The 18,414-nt window shown below is 64.7% G+C and carries 14 protein-coding genes; 1 reads left to right on the forward strand and 13 read right to left on the reverse strand.

The window, feature by feature from the left end; translation table 11 throughout:
• Nucleotides 1-29: 29 nt before the first annotated feature.
• From zapE to ugpB, 9 genes are all read right to left on the reverse strand, one after another.
• On the reverse strand, nt 30-1,127 hold the full coding sequence (zapE, locus tag J8I34_RS08395) for a cell division protein ZapE (protein WP_029046185.1): 1,098 nt from the start codon (nt 1,125-1,127) through the stop codon (nt 30-32).
• Between the two features lie 90 nt (nt 1,128-1,217).
• A complete protein-coding gene (gene lpdA, locus J8I34_RS08400) occupies nt 1,218-2,642 on the reverse strand; it encodes a dihydrolipoyl dehydrogenase (RefSeq protein ID WP_209772032.1) in 1,425 nt (474 codons plus the stop codon).
• 104 nt (nt 2,643-2,746) lie between these two features.
• Nucleotides 2,747-3,994: a 2-oxoglutarate dehydrogenase complex dihydrolipoyllysine-residue succinyltransferase gene (odhB, locus tag J8I34_RS08405; RefSeq protein ID WP_209805813.1), complete on the reverse strand. Its 1,248-nt coding sequence runs from the start codon at nt 3,992-3,994 to the stop codon at nt 2,747-2,749.
• Between the two features lie 85 nt (nt 3,995-4,079).
• Nucleotides 4,080-6,932, reverse strand: a complete 2,853-nt coding sequence (locus J8I34_RS08410; RefSeq protein WP_029046182.1) for a 2-oxoglutarate dehydrogenase E1 component — start codon at nt 6,930-6,932, stop codon at nt 4,080-4,082.
• A gap of 321 nt (nt 6,933-7,253) precedes the next feature.
• On the reverse strand, nt 7,254-8,009 hold the full coding sequence (gene ugpQ / locus J8I34_RS08415; RefSeq protein WP_029046181.1) for a glycerophosphodiester phosphodiesterase: 756 nt from the start codon (nt 8,007-8,009) through the stop codon (nt 7,254-7,256).
• A gap of 1 nt (nt 8,010) precedes the next feature.
• Nucleotides 8,011-9,108 carry a sn-glycerol-3-phosphate import ATP-binding protein UgpC gene (locus tag J8I34_RS08420; RefSeq protein ID WP_209805814.1) on the reverse strand — a complete coding sequence of 366 codons (1,098 nt, stop codon included), beginning with the start codon at nt 9,106-9,108 and terminating at the stop codon, nt 8,011-8,013.
• 50 nt (nt 9,109-9,158) lie between these two features.
• Entirely contained in the window at nt 9,159-10,007 is an 849-nt protein-coding gene (ugpE, locus tag J8I34_RS08425; RefSeq protein WP_209772016.1) for a sn-glycerol-3-phosphate ABC transporter permease UgpE, read from the reverse strand.
• An 11-nt stretch (nt 10,008-10,018) separates the two neighbouring features.
• Nucleotides 10,019-10,900, reverse strand: coding sequence for a sn-glycerol-3-phosphate ABC transporter permease UgpA (gene ugpA / locus J8I34_RS08430; RefSeq protein WP_029046178.1), 882 nt, complete (start codon nt 10,898-10,900; stop codon nt 10,019-10,021).
• Nucleotides 10,901-11,044: 144 nt separating this feature from the next.
• The gene (ugpB, locus tag J8I34_RS08435; RefSeq protein ID WP_209805815.1) at nt 11,045-12,361 is read right to left on the reverse strand and encodes a sn-glycerol-3-phosphate ABC transporter substrate-binding protein UgpB; all 1,317 of its coding nucleotides are present in this window, start codon (nt 12,359-12,361) and stop codon (nt 11,045-11,047) included.
• Nucleotides 12,362-12,557: 196 nt separating this feature from the next.
• Here ugpB and J8I34_RS08440 point away from each other — a divergent pair, with 196 nt between their 5' ends.
• A complete protein-coding gene (locus J8I34_RS08440) occupies nt 12,558-13,349 on the forward strand; it encodes an HAD-IIB family hydrolase (protein ID WP_209805816.1) in 792 nt (263 codons plus the stop codon).
• Between the two features lie 86 nt (nt 13,350-13,435).
• Here the strand turns inward: J8I34_RS08440 and ntrC are convergent, their stop codons facing one another.
• From ntrC to J8I34_RS08460, 4 genes are all read right to left on the reverse strand, one after another.
• Nucleotides 13,436-14,980 carry a nitrogen regulation protein NR(I) gene (gene ntrC, locus J8I34_RS08445; protein ID WP_209771992.1) on the reverse strand — a complete coding sequence of 515 codons (1,545 nt, stop codon included), beginning with the start codon at nt 14,978-14,980 and terminating at the stop codon, nt 13,436-13,438.
• Between the two features lie 74 nt (nt 14,981-15,054).
• Complete coding sequence (gene glnL, locus J8I34_RS08450; RefSeq protein ID WP_209771980.1) at nt 15,055-16,233, reverse strand: nitrogen regulation protein NR(II); 1,179 nt, start codon at nt 16,231-16,233, stop codon at nt 15,055-15,057.
• A gap of 5 nt (nt 16,234-16,238) precedes the next feature.
• A complete protein-coding gene (locus J8I34_RS08455) occupies nt 16,239-16,796 on the reverse strand; it encodes a DUF4124 domain-containing protein (protein ID WP_209771977.1) in 558 nt (185 codons plus the stop codon).
• 152 nt (nt 16,797-16,948) lie between these two features.
• A complete protein-coding gene (locus tag J8I34_RS08460; RefSeq protein WP_029046172.1) occupies nt 16,949-18,364 on the reverse strand; it encodes a 3-hydroxylaminophenol mutase in 1,416 nt (471 codons plus the stop codon).
• Nucleotides 18,365-18,414 lie beyond the last annotated feature (50 nt).

The raw sequence follows: 18,414 nt of genomic DNA on the forward strand, positions 1-18,414 counted from the left end.
CCGGGCCAAAATACAACACTCGGCAACCCTCAGGTGAGCGACGTATCCATGGTGCGGCGCTCGGATTCCAGGTACTCGCGCGACTGCATCTCGATGATGCGAGACACGGTCCGGTGGAACTCGTTGGCCATCTGGCCTTCTGTGTAAAGTTCGTCCGCCGGCACTTCTGCCGACATCAGCAACTTGACCTTGTGGTCGTAGAAGACGTCGATCAGCCAGGTAAAGCGCCGTGCTTCCGACGACATGCGCGGCGTCATGCGCGGCACGTCGGACAGGATCACGGTATGGAATTGCGAAGCCAGTTCCAGGTAGTCGTTCTGCGAGCGCGGCCCGCCGCACAGCGTGGCGAAGTCGAACCACACCACGCCATTGGCCTTGCGCAGCGCGCGCAGTTCGCGGTGCTCGATATGCAGCAGCGGCGATTCGTCGGCCACGCCGGCAATCGACGTGAAGGCATCGCGCAGCGCCGAGTTCGCCCTGGCGTCGAGCGGCGTGTGGTAAGCCTGCACCTGTTCCAGCGCGCGCTTGCGGTAATCGATGCCGGCATCGACGTTGAGCACGTCCATCTTCTGCTGGATCAGCGCGATGGCGGGCAGCACGCGGTCGCGGTGCAGGCCGTCGGTGTAAAGCAGGTCGGGCCGGTAATTCGAAGTCATCACGAACTGCACACCGTTGTCGAACAACTGCTGCAGCAGGCGATGCAGGATCATCGCGTCGGCGACGTCGCTGACGTGGAACTCGTCGAAGCAGATCAGCCGGAACCGGCGCGCAATGCGCCTGGCGAGCTCGTCCAGCGGATCGGGGCGGCCGCGCAGCTCTTCCAGCTGGCGGTGGACCTCGCGCATGAATTCATGGAAGTGCAGCCGCGTCTTGCGCACCACCGGCACGCAGGTATAGAAGCTGTCCATCAGGAAGGACTTGCCGCGCCCCACTCCGCCCCACATGTAGACGCCCTTGGGCACGTCGGGCCGGACCAGCAGCTTCTTCAGTGCGTTGTTGCGGCGGCTCTTGTAGGCCACCCATTCGTCGTAGCACTGCTGCAGCCGCGCCACGGCACGCAATTGCGCCTCGTCGGACGTGTAGCCGCGCTCCTTCAGTTCCTTCTCGTAGTACTCAGTGACGTTCATGCTTGGGGGCTCACGCGGCGCGCGCCGCAAGTGAAAACGGCGCGCCGCTGGTGCGGCGCGCCGGTACTCAAACAATGCGAGGCATGCGCCTTACATATTGAGCTGACGCTTGTCGACAGCCAGCGCGGCTTCGCGCATGACTTCCGACATCGACGGGTGCGGGTGGCAGACGCGCCCGATATCTTCGCTGGCGGCCTTGAACTCCATCGCCACCACGGCTTCCGCGATTAGGTCGGACGCGTTGGCGGCAACGATATGCACGCCCAGGATCTCGTCGGTCTTGGCATCGGCCAGCATCTTGACGAAGCCGTCCGGATGGCCCATGCCCAGCGCACGGCCGTTGGCCATGAACGGGAACTGGCCAGCCTTGAACTCGCGGCCTTCGGCCTTGAGCTGGGCTTCGGTCTTGCCGACCCATGCGATTTCCGGGAAGGTGTAGATCACCCACGGCACGCAGTTGTAGTCGATGTGCGGCTTCTGGCCGGCGATGCGCTCGGCCACGGCCACGCCTTCGTCCTCGGCCTTGTGCGCCAGCATCGGGCCGCGCACCACGTCGCCGATGGCCCACAGGCCCGGCACCTTGGTGGCGCAATGGTCGTCCACCTCGATGAAACCGCGCTGGTCGACGGCCAGGCCGACAGCATCCAGGCCCAGGTTGTCGGTGTTGGGCACGCGGCCGACCGACACGATCAGGCGATCGACTTCCAGGGTCTGGGCGGCGCCGTCCTTGTCCGTGTACTTGACGGTAACGCCGTTCTTGCCGGTCGTCACTTCGTTCACGTTCACGCCGAGGCTGAACTTCAGGCCCTGCTTGGTCAGCTGCTTCTGGGCTTCCTTGGCCACGCCTTCGTCGGCGGCGCCCAGGAAAGCAGGCAGCGCTTCCAGCACGGTCACGTCGGCACCCAGGCGGCGCCACACCGAGCCCAGTTCCAGGCCGATCACGCCGGCGCCGATCACGCCCAGCTTCTTCGGCACTGCGGGGAACTTGAGCGCGCCCTCGTTATCGCTGACCAGGTCGTTGTCGACGGCGACGCCCGGCAGGTGGCGAGCCTTCGAACCGGTGGCGATGATGACCTGCTTGGCGGTCACGACTTCACCGGCGATCTCGACCTGGAAGCCCTCGGCGGTCTTGCCGACGAACTTGCCGTAGCCCTTGAGCAGCGTCACCTTGTTCTTGCGGAACAGGAACTCGATGCCCTTGGTCATCTTGCCGACGATATCGTCCTTGCGCTTGAGCATCTTGGACACGTCGACCTTGACGTCGCCCACGGTGATACCGTGGTCGGCCAGGTGGTGCTGGGCGTTCTCGAACTCTTCCGAGGAAGCCAGCAGTGCCTTGGACGGGATGCAGCCCACGTTCAGGCAGGTGCCGCCCAGGCGCGGTTCGTTCTTGGGATCGTCGTAGGCGTTGCCTTCGCAGCAGGCCACGTTCAGGCCGAGCTGGCCGGCGCGGATCGCGGCGATATAGCCGCCCGGGCCGGCGCCGATCACCAGCACGTCGAATTGTTTGCTCATGGGAATTCCTTTGTGGCACCGGCAGCGTGTGCCGGCGCGCGATCAAATCTGGAGATGCGCGCCGCGCGCGTCGGCACCAACCAACGCGCGCGGGGGACCGTCGATTACAGGTCCAGCAGCAGGCGGGCCGGATCTTCCAGCGCGTCCTTCATGGCGACCAGGCCCAGCACGGCTTCACGGCCGTCGATGATGCGGTGGTCGTAGGACATGGCCAGGTAGTTCATCGGGCGGATCACGATCTGGCCGTCTTCCACCACCGGGCGATCCTTGGTGGCGTGCACGCCCAGGATGGCCGATTGCGGCGGGTTGATGATCGGGGTCGACAGCATCGAGCCGAACACGCCACCGTTGGAGATCGAGAAGGTACCGCCGCTCAGCTCGTCCAGCGACAGCTTGCCGTCACGGGCCTTGACGCCGAACTCGGCGATCTTCTTCTCGATGTCGGCCAGGCTCATCTGGTCGGCATTGCGCAGGATGGGCACCACCAGGCCGCGCGGCGAGCCTACCGCGATACCGATGTCGAAGTAGCCGTGGTAGACGATGTCGTTGCCGTCGATCGAGGCGTTGATCAGCGGGAACTTCTTCAGTGCGTGGACCGCGGCCTTGACGAAGAACGACATGAAGCCCAGCTTCACGCCGTGTTCCTTCTCGAAGCGGTCCTTGTACTTGTTGCGCAGGTCCATCACCGGCTTCATGTTGACTTCATTGAAGGTGGTGAGGATGGCGTTGGTCTGTTGCGATTGCAGCAGGCGCTCGGCGATACGGGCGCGCAGGCGGCTCATCGGCACGCGCTCTTCCGGACGGTCACCCAGCGCGGCGAAGTCGACCGGTGCGGAAACCTGCTGCAGCGCCGGCTTGGCCGCGGCCGGGGCCGGGGCGGCCTTGGCGGCCGGAGCAGCGGCGGCGGCAATCGCGTCGCCCTTGGTGATGCGGCCGTCCTTGCCGGTGCCGGCAACCTGGCCAGCCGACAGGCCGGCTTCAGCCATCAGCTTGGCAGCCGACGGCATCGCCACGGCGCCGGCGGCGGCCGGAGCGGCGGCAGCGGCCGGTGCCGGAGCGGCAGCAGCCGGAGCCGGGGCAGCGGCTGCGGGGGCAGCGGCGCCAGCGGTGGCTTCGGTGTCGATCTTGGCGATGATTTCATCGGCGACGACGGTGTCGCCGTCGTTCTTGACGATGATCGACAGCACGCCAGCCGACGGGGCCGGCACTTCCAGCACCACCTTGTCGGTTTCGATCTCGATCAGGATCTCGTCCTGGGCAACGGCTTCGCCCGGCTTCTTCTTCCAGTTGAGCATGGTCGCTTCGGCGACCGATTCGGACAGCTGCGGAACCTTGACGTCAACAATAGCCATGGTTGTGAATTCCTCGTGTTATGCGTGTTGTCTTTATATTGGCAAGCCACGGCGCACCTGCGCGCGTCGCCGTGGCTGCCACTGATTACTTGGTCAGAACAAAGCCCTTGAGCTTGGCGAAGGCAGCCTCCAGCAGCGCCTTCTGTTGCTCGTTGTGCTTTGCGTAGTAGCCCACCGCCGGCGAAGCCGAGGCGGGACGACCGGCATAACCGAGCTTCTGGCCATCCGTCATGTTTTCCATGATGTAGTGCTGCACGAAGAACCAGGCGCCCTGGTTCTGCGGCTCGTCCTGGCACCACACGATCTCGGTGGCGTTCGGATACTTCTTCAGCTCCGCTGCGATGGCCTTGTGCGGGAACGGGTACAGCTGCTCCAGGCGGATGACCGCGGTGTCGTTGGCCTCGCGTTCCTTGCGCGTATTGACCAGGTCGTAGTAGACCTTGCCCGAGCACATGATGACGCGCTTCACCTTGCCGGCGTTCAGTTCTTCCTGCTCGCCGATCACGGTCTCGAAGTGGCCCTTGGCCAGGTCCGACAGCGGCGACACGGCGTCCTTGTTACGCAGCAGCGACTTCGGCGTCATGATCACCAGCGGCTTGCGGAACAGGCGGATCATCTGGCGGCGCAGCAGGTGGAAGATCTGGGCCGGCGTGGTCGGCTGGCAGACCTGCATGTTGTGGTCCGCGCAGAGCTGCAGGAAACGCTCGATACGGGCCGAGCTGTGCTCCGGACCCTGGCCTTCGTAGCCGTGCGGCAGCATCAGGGTCAGGCCGGAGGCGCGGCCCCACTTGACTTCACCCGACGAGATGAACTGGTCGATCACCACCTGGGCGCCGTTGACGAAGTCGCCGAACTGGGCTTCCCAGATCACCAGCGCGTTCGGTTCGGCGGCCGAGTAGCCGTATTCGAAGCCGAGCACGGCTTCCTCGGACAGCACCGAGTCGATCACCGTGAACGGTGCCTGGTTTTCCGACACGTTCTGCAGCGGCACATACGAGCCGGCATCCCAGCGCTCGCGCGCCTGGTCGTGCAGCACGGCGTGGCGGTGGGTGAAGGTGCCGCGGCCGGCGTCCTGGCCGGTGATGCGCACGGGGTAGCCCGACGACACCAGCGAGGCGAAGGCCAGGTGCTCGCCCATGCCCCAGTCCAGCGGCTGGTCGCCACGGCCCATGTTGGCGCGGTCCTTGACAACCTTCTCGACCAGCGGGTGCAGCTTCAGCGTTTCAGGCGTGGTGGTGATGCGTTCAGCCAGGCGCTTCAGTTCGGTCACCGGCACCGCGGTGTCGGCGGCATCGGTCCACTTGCGGTTCAGGAACGGCATCCAGTCCACGGCGAACTTGTTCTTGAAGTTCGACAGGACCGGGTCGGCGGTGTGCTTGCCGGCGTCCATCGCGGCGCGGTATTCCTTGACCTTCTCGTCGCCGAACTCGGCCGGGACCAGCTTCTGCGCGGCCAGCTTTTCGGCGTACACCTTGCGCGTGCCCGGGTGCTGGCTGATCTTCTTGTACATCAGCGGCTGCGTGACCGCCGGGGTGTCCTGCTCGTTGTGGCCCAGCTTGCGGAAGCAGATGATGTCGACCACGACGTCCTTGTTGAATTCCATGCGGAAATCAACGGCCAGCTGCATGGCGTACACCACGGCTTCGGGATCGTCGCCGTTCACGTGCAGCACCGGGGCCTCGATCATCTTGACCACGTCCGTGCAGTACAGCGTCGAGCGGGCGTCGCGCGGGTCGGAGGTGGTGAAGCCGATCTGGTTGTTGATGACGATGTGCATCGTGCCGCCCGTGCCGTAGCCGCGGGTCTGCGCGAGGTTCAGCGTCTCCATGACCACGCCCTGGCCGGCAAAGGCGGCGTCGCCATGCACCTGCACCGGCAGCACTTCCTTGTGGCCGACTTCGCCGCGGCGTTCCTGGCGGGCCTTGGCCGAGCCTTCGACCACCGGGTTGACGATTTCCAGGTGCGACGGGTTGAACGCCAGCGACAGGTGGACCGGGCCGCCCTCGGTCGAGACATCGCTCGAGAAGCCCTTGTGGTACTTGACGTCACCGGCCGGCAGGTCGTCGACGTGCTTGCCTTCGAATTCGGCGAACAGGTCGGCGGGCATCTTGCCCAGGGTGTTGACCAGCACGTTCAGGCGGCCGCGGTGGGCCATGCCGATCACGATTTCCTGCACACCCTTGGTGCCGGCGTGCTGGATCAGTTCGTCCATCGCGGCGATAAAGCTCTCGCCTCCTTCCAGCGAGAAGCGCTTCTGGCCGACGTACTTGGTGTGGAGGAAGCGCTCCAGGCCTTCGGCCGCGGTCAGGCGGTCGAGGATGTGCTTCTTCTTCTCCAGCGTGAAGACCGGCTTGGAGCGCGTGGTTTCCAGGCGCTCCTGCCACCAGCGCTTCTGCGCCTGGTCGCTCACATACATGAATTCGGCGCCAATGGTGCCGCAGTAGGTTTCGCGCAGGTTGTTCAGCAGCTCGCGCAGGCTCATCGACTCCTTGCCAAAGTACGTATTGCTGGCATTGAAGACGATGTCGAGGTCAGCTTCGGAAAAACCGTAGAACGCGGGGTCCAGATCCGGCAGGGGCGGGCGCTCCTGGCGCTTGAGCGGGTCCAGGTCGGCCCAGTGCGAGCCAATGTTGCGGTAGGCGGCGATCAGCTGGGTGGCAGCGACGCGCTTGCGGCCCATGTCGGAATCGGCCGAGGCAACGATGGTCCTGATGGGGCCTTGCTTGGCGCGCTCGGCGAACGAGGCAACGATGGGAGCGTGGGCGACATCCCGGCCGTTCGAGCCGTCAACGGCGGGAACGTTCTGCATGGCGTCGAAGTACGAACGCCAGTTGTCGGGAACCGAGGCGGGATTCTGGAGGTAGGCTTCGTACAGTTCTTCGACATACGGGGCGTTACCGCCGAAGAGGTACGAATTGCTCTGGTACTGCTGCATCATGGGACGCTCACTATTCTCCGGGAATGCCGGAGTTCAGCGGGTTATTCAACCTTCCGCGACACGGCTTGACCGGTTAGCGGATTGCAAACAACTCTTGGGAGCCCAACTGAGGCGCCTACGCAAACGGCACCACTGGGGTGCCGCATGTGCCGACTTCCTCACAAGGCCCGAAAGGGCAAGTTGTGCGGGGAAGGACCTAAGTCTTCACGGCGGTAAGCATAGCACGTTTGCTTTTAAGCAATGTGTACTTTTCGCGATGCGAAACCTGTTCGCACGACAATTCGCATCGCCGTGGATGTTTTAGCAACAGCCACACAACAATCAAGAGCCCGGCGCTATCTTGTCCACGGCGTCGGTGATCAGCCCATCCAGCCCCCAGTCCAGCAATTGCGCGGCCTTTGCGGGGTCGTTCACGGTATAGCTGAGGACGCGGTACCCGGCCGCATGCGCGGCCGCAATGACGCCCTCGTCCAGCTCGCGGTAATTCGCATCGAGTGCCACGCATCCGAGCCGGCGCAGCCGCTCGAGCCAGTCCCCCGGCAGCTTGTCGAGCAGGAGCGCCCGCGGCAGGTCGGGCGCCACGCGTGCTGCCGCGGCCAGCGCCTCTTCCGAGAACGACGACAGCAGCGGCCCCGCCGCGGCGCCGGCCCACAGCGCCGCGGCATCGAGCGCGACCGCCGCCCCGGTGCGCGCTTCGGTGCCAGGCACCGGCTTGATCTCGATATTGACCAGGAAGCCGTTGGCTTGCGTATAGCGGGCGATGGCTGCCAGCGTCGGCACCGGCTCGCCGGCCCAGGCCGGGCTGTGCCAGCTGCCGGCATCGAGCAGCGCCAGCTCGCCCAGCGTCAGCGCATCGACCCTGCCCTTGCCGCTGGTGGTGCGGTCGAGCGTCGCGTCGTGCATCAGCACCGGCTTGCCGTCGGCGGACAGCTTGACGTCGAACTCGAACATCCGGTACCCGAAGCCGGCACCGTGGCGGAAGGCGGCGAGCGTGTTCTCGGGCGCCAGCTTGCCCGCGCCGCGGTGCGCGATATGGCGTGGGTACGGCCATGCCTGGGTGTCTGCAATGGCTGCCATGTCAGGCCTCGATGCGCTTGCCGGTGTCCGGCGCGAAGAAATGCAAGTGGTCGGGCGACGAGGTCACCGGCAAGCGGTCGCCGGCGCTCACCCTGGCATGGCTCTCCAGCCGCACCACCACCGGCTGGCCACCGAGCGAGCCGTAGGCGAACGAATCGGCGCCGAGCGCCTCCACCACGCGCACATCGACTTCGGCGATGGCCTCGTGCGCGGCGCACGGCTCGATATGTTCCGGCCGCAGCCCAAGCAACGCCTGTTCGGGCAAGTGCAGCCCCATCGGCAGGTGGCCGAGCGTGGCGCTGTCGCCGCCCTCCTTCGCCACCACCCGCATCTGCGCGCCACCATTGCCGGCGCCGTTGCGCACCACCGGGATCAGGTTCATCGGCGGCGAACCGATAAAGCCAGCCACGAAGGTGCTGGCCGGTTTTGAATAGACTTGCAGCGGCGTGCCGATCTGCTCCACGCGGCCCGCGTTGAGCACCATCATGCGATCGGCCAGCGTCATCGCCTCGACCTGGTCGTGGGTCACGTACAGGCTGGTGGTGCCGAGGCGGCGATGCAGCTCCTTCAGTTCCAGCCGCATCTGCACGCGCAGCTTGGCGTCGAGGTTGGACAGCGGCTCGTCGAACAGGAACACCGCCGGCTCGCGCACGATGGCACGGCCCATGGCCACGCGCTGGCGCTGTCCGCCCGACAGCTGGCGCGGCTTGCGGTCCAGCAGCGGCGACAGCTCCAGGATGCCGGCGGCATGCTCCACGCGCTGCCGGATCTCGGCCTTGGCCATGCCGCGGATCTTCAGGCCGTAGGCCATGTTGTCGTACACGCTCATGTGCGGGTAGAGCGCGTAGTTCTGGAACACCATGGCGATGTCGCGCTCGGCCGGCTCCAGGTTGTTGACGACCTTGTCGCCGATATGGATCTCGCCGCCGGTGACGGTTTCCAGCCCCGCCACCATGCGCAGCAGCGTTGACTTGCCGCAGCCCGACGGGCCGACGATGACGATGAACTCGCCGTCGGCGATTTCCATGTCGATGCCGTGCACCACCTGGGTACCGCCGGCGTAGGTTTTCTGAACGTTGCGAAGCGACAGTTTTGCCATTGCTGTTGTCCTGCGCGCGCGCGGGTGGCGCGCCACGCTTGTTGTTCCGCTTATTTTTCGGTTTCGACCAGGCCCTTGACGAACCACTTCTGCATCAGCACCACCACCACCGCCGGCGGGATCATGGCCAGCATCACCGTGGCCATCACCAGGTTCCAGTCGGTGGCGGCATCGCCCGAGCGCGAGATCATCTGCGTGACGCCCACCACCACCGGCGTCATCGACTTCTGCGTAGTGATCAGCAGCGGCCACAGGTACTGGTTCCAGCCATAGATGAACTGGATCACGAACAGCGCGGCGATGCTGGTACGCGACAGCGGCAGCACCACGTCCCAGAAAAAGCGCAGCGGCCCGGCGCCATCGATGCGCGCGGCTTCTGCCAGCTCATCGGGAATCGTCAGGAAGAACTGGCGGAACAGGAAAGTCGCCGTCGCCGACGCGATGATCGGAACGGTCAGCCCGAAATAGCTGTCGAGCAGCCCGAGGTCCGACACCACCTTGTAGGTCGGCAGGATCCGCACCTCGACCGGCAGCATCAGCGTGATGAAGATCAGCCAGAAGAAGGTCTTGCGCAGCGGGAACTTGAAATAGACGATGGCAAAGGCCGAGATGATCGAGATCGCGATCTTGCCCAGCGCGATGCCCAGCGCCATGATCAGGCTGTTCTTCATCATGGTCGAGACCGGCGAAGCCGCCTCGCCCACACCCTGAAACAGCACGGTGCGATAGTTCTCGATCAGGTGGCTGCCTGGGATCAGCGTCATCGGTGCGTCCAGCACTTCTTCCGCGGTCAGCGTCGACGCGACGAAGGTCAGGTACACCGGGAACACCACCACCACGATGCCGAGGACCAGCACCGCGTGGGTCAGGAAATCAAGGAAAGGACGTCGTTCTACCATGGCTGCCTCCGTCAGTACTGGACCTTGCGTTCCACGTAGCGGAACTGCACCACGGTCAGCGCGATCACGATCACCATCAGCACCACCGACTGCGCGGCCGAGCCACCGATATCCATGCCGCGGAAGCCGTCATGGAAGACCTTGTACACCAGCGTGTTGGTCGAGTTGAACGGGCCGCCGTGCGTGACTGCGTCGATGATCGCGAAGGTATCGAAGAACGCATAGACCACGTTGATCACCATCAGGAAGAAGGTGGTCGGCGACAGCAGCGGGAAGATGATCGACCAGAAGCGGCGCCACGGCCCGGCGCCGTCGATGGCCGCGGCTTCGATCAGCGAGCGCGGGATGCTTTGCAGCCCGGCCAGGAAGAACAGAAAGTTGTAGCTGATCTGCTTCCATGCCGCGGCCAGCACCACCAGCAGCAGCGCCTGGTTGCCGTTTAGCAGGAAGTTCCATTCCACGCCCATCTTGCGCAGCGCGTAAGAGACCACGCCCAGCGTCGGGTTGAACATGAACATCCACAGCACGCCCGCCACCGCCGGCGCGACCGCGTACGGCCAGATCAGCAAGGTCTTGTAGCCGACCGCGGCGCGGATCACGCGGTCGGCAAAATAGGCCAGCGCGAGCGCGGTGGTCAGGCCCACCACGGTGACGCCGATGGCGAAGATCGCGGTGGTCTGGAACGACTCCACATACAGCGGGTCGTTCCACAGCATGCGGAAGTTGTCGAGGCCGACGAACTCCAGGTTGATGCCGAAGGCATCCTGCTGCAGCATCGACTGGTACAGCGCCTGCCCCGCGGGCAGGAAAAAGAAGATCAGCGTGATCGCGATCTGCGGCAAGACCAGCAGATACGGCAGCCATGGCGAGCGGAAAACGACGCGTTTTTCCATGAACGGATTCCGGCGGATGCCGCGGGTTGCGGCATCGTTCTAGGTACGGCGCTGCGGCCGGCCCGGTGTGGCCGGCCACAATGCAAGCGGGCGGAGGTTTCGCCGCCGCCCGCCCTTTCTTGTCAGCTTGCTTTCAGGCCGCGCTTATTCGCGCGCGGTCTTCTGGAAGCGCTCCAGCAGGTCGTTGCCACGGGCCACGGCCGAGTCCAGCGCCACCTTGGGCTCCTTCTTGCCAGCCCAGACGGCTTCCAGTTCCTCGTCCACCACGGTACGGATCTGCACCATGTTGCCGAGCCGCACGCCGCGCGACTTGTCGGTGGTCTTGACCACCATCTGCTGCACCGACACATCGGCACCCGGGTTCTTGTCGTAGTAGCCGGACTTCTTGGTCATCTCGTAGGCGGCCATCGTCACCGGCAGGTAGCCGGTAGCCTGGTGCCAGTCGGACTGAATTTCCGGGCGCGACAGGAAGTTGAAGAACTTGGCCACGCCCTTGTACTCGTCCGGCTTCTTGCCGCCCATCACCCACAGCGAGGCGCCGCCGATGATGGTGTTCTGCGGCGCGCCCTGCACGTCCGGATAATATGGCAGCTGGGCCACCGCGAACGCGAACTTGGCGTTCTTGCGAATATTGGCCAGCGAGGCCGACGAGCCGGTGAACATCGCGCACTCGCCGTTATAGAACTTGGCCTGCGATTCCGCCTTGCGGCCGCCATAGCTGAAGTAGCCCTTCTTCACCATGTCTTGCAGGTTGGTGATGTGCTTGACGTGCAGCGGGCTGTTGAAGACCAGGCGCGTGTCGGTGCCGCCGAAGCCGTTGTTCTTGGTGGCATAGAGCGTGTTGTGCCAGGCCGAGAAGCTTTCCAGGTGGACCCAGCCCTGCCAGTCGGTGGTGTACGCGCAGTTGGTGCCCGATGCCTTCAGCTTGGCCGAGTACTGCATCACCTCCGGCCAGGTCTTGGGCGGCTTCTCCGGGTCCAGGCCGGCCTTCTTGAAGGCGTCCTTGTTGTAGTAAAAGACCGTGGTCGAGCTGTTGAACGGGAACGACAGCATCTCGCCCTTGGACGAGGTGTAGTAGCCCGCCACGGCCGGGATGTAGGCTTTTTGGTCAAATTTCTCGCCGGCATCCTTCATTACCGTCGACACCGGCTTGATCGCGCCCTTCGCGCTCATCATGGTGGCGGTGCCGACTTCGAATACCTGCAGGATGGCCGGCGCGCCGCCGGCACGGAAGGCGGCGATGCCGGCCGCCATGGTTTCGTCGTAGTTGCCCTTGTTGACCGGCACCACCTTGTATTCGGTCTGGCTCGCGTTGAACTTGTTGGCGATCTCGTTCACCTTGTCGTTCAGGGCGCCTTGCATGGCGTGCCACCACTGGATTTCAACGGCAGCCTGCGCGCTGCCGGCCCCGGTCAGGGCGGCCAGCACGGCAAGTTTGAGCGCGGTACGGGATACGGACATCGATGCTCTCCTTGGTCTGTCTGTTTCTGTGCGGTAGGGAAAATCCGACAGCATGTGATTTTTTTGTGACAGCGGCATGTTACGCCGGTCGCACCCGGGCAAGCAAATCAGCAACTTCACGGATCCCGGCCGTTTTGCAGCGCAATAAGCGATATAAGCGACGAAGGCGGCAGGATGCCGATTACAATGGCCCGCCATGCAATCCCTGAACAAGCTCTCTAATTCCGCGCTGCAGCGCGTGCGCGGCGTGCTGACCGATATCGACGGCACGCTGACTACGGATGGGAGGCTGCCCGCCTCCACCTATCTGGCGCTCGACAGGCTGCGCCAGGCTGGACTGCACGTTATCCCGGTGACGGGGCGCTGCATTGCGTGGGCCGAGATCCTGACCCGCCTGTGGCCGGTGGACGCGATCATCGGCGAGAACGGTGCCTTCTATTCGCACCTGCGCAATGGCCGGCTGCATACCCGCTTCCTGGATGATGCGCCCACCCGCGCGCGCAACCTCGAGCGCATCCATGCGCTTGGCCAGCGCATCCTGCTCGAGGTGCCGGGCAGCGCGCTGGCGTCGGACCAGGCCTGGCACGCCGCCGACCTGGCGATCGACCATGCCGAAGACGTGCCACCATTACCGCAGGAAGCGGTGGCCCGTATCGCCGCTTTGATGCGCGAGGCAGGCATGACCGCCACGGTCAGTTCCATCCATGTCAACGGCTGGTTCGGACAGCATGACAAGCTGTCGATGAGCAAGCTGTGCGTGGCGGAACTGCTGGGGGAAGACCTGGATGCGTGCCGGGACGAATGGCTCTTTATCGGCGATTCAGCCAACGATGCCAGCATGTTCGCGCATTTTCCGCTGTCGGTGGGGGTGGCCAATGTGCGGGATATCCTGCCGCAGCTGCCTGTGCCGCCGGCTTATATCACCGCGGCGGCGGGCGGCGAAGGGTTCGCGGAAATGGCGCAGCGGCTGGTGCAGGCGCGCGGCTGAGCACCACCCAAGGCAGAACGCAAAAAGCGCAAGAATGCAAAACGGCCGGGCATTGCCCGGCCGTCTGGTTGTTGCCTCTCAGCCGCTCAGTCGAATCCCAATTCCTGCAGCTTGCGCGTAATGGTGTTCCGCCCGATACCCAGCCGCGTCGCGGCCTCGACCCGGCGCCCGCGCGTGACACCGAGCGCGGCCTCCAGCACCGCCTTCTCGAACCGGCGTGTCAGCACATCCATGACCTCCGGCTGCCCGGCCTCGAGCATGGCGCGCGCTTCGCCGGCCAGCAGGTGTTCCCAGCCGGCGGCGCCGACCGGAGCGGCGCTGACGGCCGGCGCCGGCCGCACCACGGTAGCCGTATCCGCCTCCGCCACCGGCATGGCAAACCCGCCGTAGTCAGCCAGTTCGTGAGCGGTTTCGTACTCAGCCGCACGCGCCTCGACCACGCGCTCGGGCCGCGGCGCATTGATCGGCTCGCTGGTGCCCGCCTCCAGCATCTCGCGTGGCAGGTCCTTGACCTCGATGGTCTGGGCCGGTGCCATCACCGTCAGCCAGTTGCACAGGTTCTCCAGCTGGCGCACGTTGCCGGGGAATGGCAGCGTGCTGACATAGGCCAGCGCCTCGTCCGACATGCGCTTGGGCTCGACACCCAGTTCCTTGGCGCTCTTCTGCAGGAAATGGCGGGCCAGCAGCGTGATGTCCTCGGGCCGCTCGCGCAGCGGCGGCAAGCGCAGCCGGATCACGTTCAGGCGGTGGAACAAGTCCTCGCGGAACAGACCTTCCTTGACGCGCAGCTCCAGGTTCTGGTGCGTGGCGGCAATGACCCGCACGTTGGCGCGCAAAGGGTTGTGGCCGCCCACGCGATAAAAATTGCCATCGGACAGCACGCGCAGCAGGCGGGTCTGCAGGTCGAACGGCATGTCGCCGATTTCATCGAGGAACAGCGTGCCGCCCTCGGCCTGCTCGAAGCGGCCGCGCCGCATGGTCTGCGCGCCGGTGAAGGCACCGCGCTCGTGGCCGAACAGTTCGGATTCAAGCAGGTCCTTGGGAATGGCTGCGGTATTGAGCGCGATGAACGGGCCATTGGCACGCGGGCTGTGCTTGTGCAGCGCGCGCGCAACCAGCTCCTTGCCGGTACCCGACTCGCCGGTGATCATCACCGTGACGTTCGATTGCGACAGCCGGCCGATGGCGCGGAACACGTCCTGCATCGCAGGCGCCTGGCCCAGGATCTCGGGCGCGTCGACCAGCCGGTCATCCATCTCCTCTTCGCGCAGGCTTTCTTCGAGCGCGCGGCGGATCAGCTCGACCGCCTTGTCGACATCGAACGGCTTGGCCAGGTATTCGAAGGCGCCGCCCTGGAACGCCGCCACGGCGCTGTCCAGGTCCGAGTAGGCGGTCATCACGATGACCGGCAGCCCCGGATGCCGTGCCTTGATGGCCTGCAGCAGGTCCAGCCCGGAGCCGCCGGGCATGCGGATATCGGAAATCAGCACCTGCGGCTGGTCTTCTTCCAGCGCGGCCAGCACGTCTCGCACATTGGTGAAGCTGCGCGAGAGCAGGCTTTCACGGGCAAGGGCCTTTTCCAGGACCCAGCGGATTGATTGATCGTCGTCGACTATCCAGATCGGCTTCATGTGCGTCGCTTGTCTGCTCGGTGTCATTTGGTCTTCCGCATGCCCGGCACTGCAGCGCGATCGCTCGCGGACAGCTAGTGCAACGGCAGCAGGATGCGGAAGTCGGTACAGCCCGGCCGGCTCTCGCATTCGATCAAGCCCTCGTGCTGCTGCACGAAGGTTTGAGCGAGTGTGAGACCGAGACCGCTGCCGCCATCCCTACCCGATACCAGTGGATAGAAAATGCGCTCGCGAATGTCTTCGGGGATTCCCGGGCCGTTGTCGATCACATGCAAGTCCAATGCCAGCTTGAACAGCCGCTTGGCGATGGTGACCTGGCGCGCCACGCGCGTGCGCAGCACGATCTGCGCATCGCCGCGCGCAATGCGATCGGCCAGCGCCTGCGCGGCGTTGTGCACGATGTTGAGCACCGCCTGGATCAGCTGCTCCATGTCGCCCTGCAGCTCGGGCAGGCTGGCGTCGTAGTCGCGCACGATCTCGAGCCCGTTTGGAAACTCGGCCAGCACCACCGAGCGCACCCGCTCCAGCACCTCGTGGATATTCAGGCTCGACACGATATGCGGATGGCGGTGCGGCTCCAGCAGGCGGTCCACCAGCGTCTGCAGCCGGTCCGACTCCTTGATGATGACCTGCGTGTATTCGCGCAGCGAGCGCTCCGGCAGTTCGAACTCCAGCAGTTGCGCGGCGCCGCGGATACCGCCGAGCGGGTTCTTGATCTCGTGCGCCAGGTTGCGGATCAGTTCCTTGTTGGCCGAGGTCAGGTCGAGGATGCGCTCCTCGCGATCGCTGCGCACCTTCTGTTCGTTGGGGAGGATTTCCACCACCACGGTGTCGCCCGCCGCTTCCAACGCAGCGATCACCACGTGCGCATGGATGGGCTCCTGCAGCGGCGGGTGTAGCACAAGGTCCTGGCGGCGCACGTCGAACTGGCGCGCGACCACGGTGTCGAGCATGTTGTGCAACTCATCCGAGCGGCCAAACAGGTCGGGCAGCGACAGCTCCACCATGCCCCGGCGCGACACGCCGAAGGTCGCCTCGGCGGCAGGGTTGGCGTAGACCACGCGCAGGCCGGGCTGCCGCACCAGCAGCACCGGGTTGGCCACCACGTCGAGGCCGGCATGGAAGGCCGCCACGCCCATGGGCAACACCTGGGCGCTGCCGCCCGATTGCGCGAAGTCCGGCGCGGAGATCTCGCCACGGGCGCTGTCGGAATCACCGGCCTTGCGCGACACACCGCGAATCAGGCGACGCATAAGACTTAGTCCTTCAGGTTGCCAAGCTCGCGCCGCAGCGATGCCGCATTGGCCTCGCTGCGCGCGATGTCGTCGCGCAGCGCCGCGGTGCGATCCAGGTATTTCTGGTAATTGCGTTCGTTGCCCTGGCGCTCGGGCTGGCCGTTGTTGTATTCGACACGCAGCGCCTGCAGCTTGGCCTCTTCGGCCTGCAGCTCTTGCGTGAGTACGGTGCGGCGCTCGCTGTCGCGGCTGCGCTGCGTGGCACTGTCCACGCGCGGGAAGCTGGTGTTGCTGGCCGCGGGCGCACTGCCCTTGGCCGGAGCCGGCGCGACGCGCCCGCCAGGCACGGTCACCACGTCGGGCAGGTTCAGCTTCTTGCACCCCTTGCCGGCGTTGCCATTGCGATATTCGGGGACGCCGTTGGGCCCGGTGCAAACGTAGACGTCGGAAGACGACTGCGCCTGCGACAGCCCGGCCCAGCCACCCAGCGTCAATGCCACGGCACTCACCAGAACAGGGAATCGAACACGAAATTGGTGCGGCGATGCGGACCGGCCGGCATTGCGCGAAGAAGCGTCCATGGACATGGCGTCAGGTGTGAACAGGGGATGGATCGGGATGGGATCGGATTCCCCATTCTAGCGAGCAAAGCAAAAAGGGACAGCCGAAGCCGCCCCTTTCTGGTGCAACTGTTGCCCGGTCACAACCTGCGTCATTCCCGGGCAAGGGCCGCTTACAGCGAGTAGTACATTTCGAACTCGACCGGGTGCGTGGTCATGCGGAAACGCGTGACTTCTTCCATCTTCAGTTCGATGTACGCATCGATCATCGAGTTCGAGAACACGCCGCCGCGGGTCAGGAACTCGCGGTCGTTGTCCAGGTACTCCAGCGACTGGTCGAGGCTCGAGCAGACGGTCGGGATCTTTGCATCCTCTTCCGGCGGCAGGTCGTACAGGTTCTTGTCGGCGGCTTCGCCCGGGTGGATCTTGTTCATCACGCCGTCCAGGCCGGCCATCAGCAGCGCCGAGAAGCCCAGGTACGGGTTCATCAGCGGATCCGGGAAGCGGGTCTCGATGCGGCGGCCCTTCGGGTTGGCCACATACGGGATACGGATCGAAGCCGAACGGTTGCGGGCCGAGTAGGCCAGCTTGACCGGAGCCTCGAAACCGGGCACCAGGCGCTTGTACGAGTTCGTGCCCGGGTTGGTGATGGCGTTCAGCGCGCGGGCGTGCTTGATGATGCCGCCGATGTAGTACAGCGCGAATTCCGACAGGCCGGCGTAGCCGTTGCCCGCGAACAGGTTCTGGCCGTCCTTCCACACGGACTGGTGCACGTGCATGCCCGAGCCGTTGTCGCCAACGACCGGCTTCGGCATGAACGTAGCGGTCTTGCCGTAGGTGTGGGCGACGTTCTGGATCACATACTTCTGCAGCTGGGTCCAGTCGGCGCGCTGCACCAGCGTGCTGAACTTGGTGCCGATTTCGTTCTGGCCCTGGCCAGCCACTTCGTGGTGGTGGACTTCAACGGGAATGCCCAGCGATTCGAGGATCAGGCACATTTCCGAACGCATGTCCTGGAAGGTGTCGATCGGGGCAACCGGGAAGTAGCCGCCCTTCTTGCCCGGACGGTGGCCGGCGTTGCCGTGCTCGAATTCCTTGGCCGACGACCACGGGGCTTCTTCCGAATGGATCTTCACGAAGCAGCCTTGCATGTCGACGTTCCAGGTCACGCCGTCGAAGATGAAGAACTCGGGTTCCGGACCGAAGAAGGCGGTGTCGCCCAGGCCGGTGCTCTTCAGGTAGGCTTCGGCGCGCTTGGCGATCGAACGCGGGTCGCGGTCATAGCCCTTGCCATCCGACGGCTCGATCACGTCGCACGACAGCACCAGCGTCGGCTCTTCATAGAACGGGTCGATGTGAGCAGTGTTCGAATCCGGCATCAGCAGCATGTCCGAAGCTTCGATACCCTTCCAGCCGGCGATCGACGAGCCGTCGAAAGCGTGGCCGCTCTCAAACTTGTCTTCATCGAAGTGCGACACGGGCACGGACACGTGTTGCTCCTTGCCTTTGGTATCGGTGAAACGGAAGTCGACGAACTTGACGTCGTTTTCCTTCACCAGCTTCATCACGTCTGCAACGCTGTGGGCCATGCCAATCTCCTGGGTATTCGGCAAATATCTGAGGTCTGAGAAAGCCAATT

The organism is Cupriavidus phytohabitans, assembly GCF_017815025.1.
Lineage (GTDB): Bacteria > Pseudomonadota > Gammaproteobacteria > Burkholderiales > Burkholderiaceae > Cupriavidus.